Annotated in this window: 3 protein-coding genes; 2 read left to right on the forward strand and 1 reads right to left on the reverse strand. The window is 50.4% G+C overall.

Translation table 11 applies throughout. From position 1 onward, the window contains the following. The first annotated feature begins 919 nt into the window (after positions 1 to 919). Positions 920 to 1,762 (forward strand): EAL domain-containing protein, encoded by an 843-nt coding sequence (locus AC5JMP_RS08200; protein WP_495850962.1) that lies wholly within the window; start codon positions 920 to 922, stop codon positions 1,760 to 1,762. A 101-nt stretch (positions 1,763 to 1,863) separates the two neighbouring features. Further along, positions 1,864 to 4,275 (forward strand): diguanylate cyclase domain-containing protein, encoded by a 2,412-nt coding sequence (locus tag AC5JMP_RS08205; RefSeq protein ID WP_495850963.1) that lies wholly within the window; start codon positions 1,864 to 1,866, stop codon positions 4,273 to 4,275. A gap of 124 nt (positions 4,276 to 4,399) precedes the next feature. On the opposite strand, the gene AC5JMP_RS08210 is transcribed toward AC5JMP_RS08205, so the two are convergent. Next, positions 4,400 to 5,201, reverse strand: an 802-nt coding sequence (locus tag AC5JMP_RS08210; RefSeq protein WP_495850964.1) for an IS110 family RNA-guided transposase, incomplete at its 5' end; no start/stop codon positions are given.

Here is a 5,201-nt window from a genome sequence, read left to right on the forward strand (position 1 = left end):
GCTGCGTTCTTAGGGGAGGGGAGAGCGGTGACGCTCGAACCTTACCCGACCAAGCGGAGTGGGTGACTGCTCCGCTGAGTTTAACCAGCCCCGATATGCAGACAGAGACACGACAATTGGGAAGGTAGAGTTGTCAGTCGCAATGTACACGTCATGAGCGAGTTAACGACTACGTATGGATGGAGCATCCTCGTCTGGCGCAAGCTAGAACGAAAGGTGTTGAAGTTGCATTCATCTAATCTACCGAGCCATGGGTCAAGGCAGTTTGCCACCAGCCATTGGTATGCAAGACAAGCACCCAATTGTTGAGGAGCCGTGTGCCAGCAAACTGGCAAGCACGGTTTTGAAGCAGAGGGTAAGGCAGTGATGTCCTACTCGACTGCATCCATACCCGATGATTGTCTCTCCAACGCTTCTTTGAAGCTCTACCGAGCGTATGGCAAGTCCAGAGGGAATACTAAGGTTAGCAATTGCGTGCTGGTTTAATCTAGCGGGGGTAAATTCCCCGCCGTTCTCCAGCGAAACTTCAAGCTTGCAAGGTCAGCCATTGACTGACGAGCAAAACGGGTTCCATACCCAGCTGCTTGCGGCGGAGTCGCTGATTGGCAACCCCCCTGCGTGATTCACTACCCAACGGAGCTGGCTTATGAAATGTACCCAACTTTCCAGTAGTTGTGTCTACTGCGAAACCCTGCCGACAAAGGTTGAAGGCATGGGAAGACTTTACCTATGGTTTCCTTCGGGTCATAGTTTAACCAAGGTTCTCCACTACTTACGTAAAGCAGACTTAAACTATGAACTTAAAGAAGAGGGACAATGTCTTGCCATCCAGTTAGAGGCGACTCAAACTGCAAGTTGTGTCAGTACTTTAGCTGGGATATTGACCTCGAATGAATTGAAAAATACACAGGCACTGTTCATGGAGCATGCAAACGCCCCTCAACTGCGGGATTGTGCGCGCACGACTTCTCTAGCTCGTCTGACTCGCCTCCATCAGTCAGGCTGGCTCCTTGACCTGCTGGCGGACGAGCGTCTCACTTGCCAGTTTCAGCCAATTGTCTCGGCTGAGGATACCTCGGCTGTATTTGGACAGGAAGCATTGCTCCGTGGCATTGCGCTGGACGGCAGCTTCATTGCTCCGGGTCAAATCTTTTCGTTGGCAATAGAAGCGGGCATCTTGGTACAGCTTGATCTGATCGCTCGACGCACAGCCATTCGTGAGGCTAGGCAGCACCAAATTAAAGAGCATATTTTTATCAATTTTGCGCCGACATCCATTTATGATCCGACTTCCTGCCTACGCACCACGATGCAGGCGATCGATGAAGCCGGCATTTCCCATGAGCAGATTATCTTTGAGGTGGTTGAATCGAATCAACTTCAAGATATTGAACACCTCAAAGGGATTCTCAACGTTTACCGGGAAGCTGGTTTCCGCGTAGCACTGGATGATTTTGGTGCAGGAGCCTCTAATCTCAACTTGCTGCACCAACTTCGCCCGGATTTCATCAAACTTGACCTGAATCTGATTCGTGATGTGGAAGCAGATCCATACAAGGCATTCGTCACTGAGAAGATTTTGGAGATTGCCAGCCATCTAAACATTCAGACGATCGCGGAAGGCATTGAAACGCCCGCAGAACTCCACTGGGTGCGACAGCGAGGTGCCACCTTCGTTCAAGGCTATCTGATCAGCCATCCGACAACCTTTCCGCTCAAAAATCCTGTTCAAATTACAACCACGGAACTTGCACCTGGATAAAGCAGCAGTATGTCATGCCAAATTTATCCCCTCTGGGAGCAAGGGAACCGCTTCTTGCTCCTAGAGGAGATAATCCATAACGTAAGGGCAAGCGATCGCTCATGTTCGATCTAAATTTTAAGCATTCAAATAGTCAGCCGCTTGAGCCGCCTCTCAACCACCAAAATCAAGCCCTTAAGGCATTGGGAGCAATCACACTTAAAATTTATCAAGCGTTGAACCTGGAAGCAATGCTCCAGATCACCGTGACAGAGGTGCGGCAACTGTTGGCATGCGATCGGGTGTTGCTTTACCGACTACAGGCGGATGGAACTGGGAGTACCCTTGCCGAGTCCGTTGATGCTGCTTACCCCTCTGTTTTAGGTAAAACCTTTCCGTCAGACGTGCTTCCAGCCGAGCTTTATCAACAATACTGCCAGGGCTATATTCAAGCCATTGAGGATACAGAAAAAACGCCCATGACGCTCTGTCCGATCGATCTGCTCCAACAGGTAAAGGTTAGAGCCAAGCTGGCTGTGCCCATTCTGCTTCAATCAGAGCTGTGGGGGTTGCTGGTCATTCATCAGGGTCAGCAACCCCGGCAGTGGTCCACTTTTGAGCTTGAACTCCTCAAGCAACTGATTGATCACCTGAGCGTTGCCGTCGCTCAAACGCAACTGCTGGAAGCGCTCCAGTTGAATGAAGAGCGATCTACGTTAGCCCTCTACTCCGCGAATGCTGGGCTTTGGGATTGGAATCTCAAAACCCATCAGGTCTACTTTTCTCCACGATGGAAAGCCCTATTGGGCTATGAGGAGTTTGAGCTTGGCGACTGTATCGAAGAGTGGTGGCAGCGGGTGCATCCTCAGGCGCAAGCGCAAGTCAAAACTCACATTAATGACTATCTGGCAGCGCAGGCGTCACAAGGAGTCAATGAGCAGTTTGTCAGTGAGCATCAAATACAGCATCGCAATGGCACCTATCATTGGGTGCGGGTTCGAGGCTTGGCGAAGCGAAATCCCGACGGCACGATCGAGCGCTTGGTTGGTCTATTAAGCGACATTACGCAGCATAAGCAAGCGGAACATCAGCTCCGGTTGTTGGAATCTGTCGTCATTAATGCCAATGATGCCGTTCTCATTACTGAAGCTGAACCTGTGAGTGCGCCAGGTCCTCGAATTTTATATGTCAACCAAGCCTTCACTCAAATGAGCGGTTACACTCCAGAGGAAATCTTGGGCAAAACGCCACGAATGCTTCAAGGTTCCAAAACTGACCGGGTATCCCTAGCAAAAATTCGGGCAGCACTTAAGCAATGGCAGCCTGTGCGAGTGGAAGTGATTAATTACTGTAAGGACGGGTCTGAGTTTTGGACCGAACTGAATATTGCTCCTGTTGCGGATGAAACCGGTTGGTACACCCATTGGATTTCTATCCAACGAGACATTACAGAGCGTAAGCAGGTAGAAGAAGCTATCCGACAACAATCCGAACGTGAGCGGTTGTTGAGCCAGATTGCTCAACGGGTACGCCAGTCTTTGCAGTTATCGGATATTCTCAACACAACCGTGACCGAAGTGCGCCATTTTTTGGGCTGCGATCGGGTAATCATTTACCGTCTTTGGATCGATGGCACAGGCAGTGCTGTCAGTGAGGCAGTGATATCCGAGTGGGAACCCATTTTAGGGCGGACGTTTCCAGCCGAAGTGTTTCCAACTGAATACCACGAACTCTATAAACAGGGACGTATTCGTGCCATTGCTGATGCCAAAAATGAACAGGTAACGCCATGTCTCGTGGAGTTTCTCGATCAGTTGCAGGTAAAAGCAAAGCTTGTCGTGTCACTGATGCAGGGAAACGCTCTCTGGGGCTTGTTGATTGCCCATCACTGTAGCGAACCCAGAGTCTGGCAAGCCTTTGAGATTGATTTACTTGCTTCTTTAGCCACCCAACTGACGATCGCCATTCAGCAAGCTGAACTCTATAACCAGCTTCAGGGAGTGAATCAAGAGTTACAGCATTTAGCCACCTTCGATAGTTTAACGGGCATTGCCAACCGACGACGATTTGATGAGCATCTTGACACAACCTGGTTGCAAATGACACGAGCACACCAGCCCGTCTCCTTGCTTCTGTGTGACATTGACTGCTTCAAACTCTACAACGATACTTACGGGCATCAAGCAGGGGATCACTGCCTCCAACAGGTGGCAAAAGCCATTAACCGTGCCGCGCAACGCCCAACCGATTTAGTCGCTCGTTATGGGGGCGAAGAATTTGCCGTGATCCTTACCAACACTGACACTAAAGGGGCAGTCGCAGTTGCAGAGAAGATCCGCGCTGAAGTAGAGGCGCTGAAGATTGTCCATGTCAACTCTAGTGTGGGGCACCACGTGACGCTCAGTTTAGGCGTTGCCAGTACCATACCTACCTCTACTGGTTCCACCACCATGCTGATTGCCCTAGCTGATGAAGCGCTGTATCAAGCCAAGAAGCGGGGACGCAATCAGGTGTCTGGTACTCACCCTTTATAAAATGGGGTTTGGGGTGCAGTGGAACAAAATTGAATGGTAGTTTTGGATCAGATGTTTTGAATGGTGGCTCAGACAATGACTGAAGTGACCCCCTGACTAATACTGACTTGAAAATCCCCCACAGTTAAGCTGCCGATGAGGAATCTTTGGATTGGAGTGCAACTTGATAGCCCATGCTTTCTAGTCGTTTGACTAGCCGCTTAGTTGTCGCCTCAGGTCGTTGTTGGTCAAAATAGTTGGCTCCTAGCTCTCGATAAGGTTCCTGCCGTTGGATAACATGGTAAGCAATCACCAGAATAGAATGAGCAACTGCCATCGTCGCTCGTTTCTTGCCTCGCCGGGCTGCAATTCGGCGATACTGAGCTGATAAATAAGTCCGGGAACGAGCCGCTACATGAGCCGACTGCATCAATCCTGAGCGCAGGGTTTGATTGCCTTTGCGCGTCTTGCCAGAGAAGTGCTTGCCTGCACTTTCATAGTTTCCTGGAGCCAAGCCTGCCCAGGCAGCTAGATGCGCGGCAGTGGGAAAGCGACTCATATCGACTCCAATTTCCGAAACTAGCATCTCTGCCGTCTGCCGTCCTACACCCGGAATCGTATCGAGCAATTCTACGGTCGCTTCAAAAGGGTGGCAATATTCCTCAATCTGCTGGTCAAAGCGACCAAGGGTTTCGTCAAGGGAATCGAGTTGACACAGTAATTCTGCCAGGATAAAGCGTTGGTAGGGACGAACTCGCCCCTCGATCGCTTGAATCAGTTGATCTCGTTTGCTGCAGAGTCGCCCTTTTGCCAACTCTGCCATGACCACTGGGTCAGTTTCACCTGCAACGATAGCATTGAGCATGGCTCTTCCAGATACCCCCATCACGTCAGAGGCAACTGAGGCAAGTTTGATGTTTGCCCCTTCCAAGACCTTCTGAATGCGG

This window comes from Drouetiella sp., from assembly GCF_059504425.1.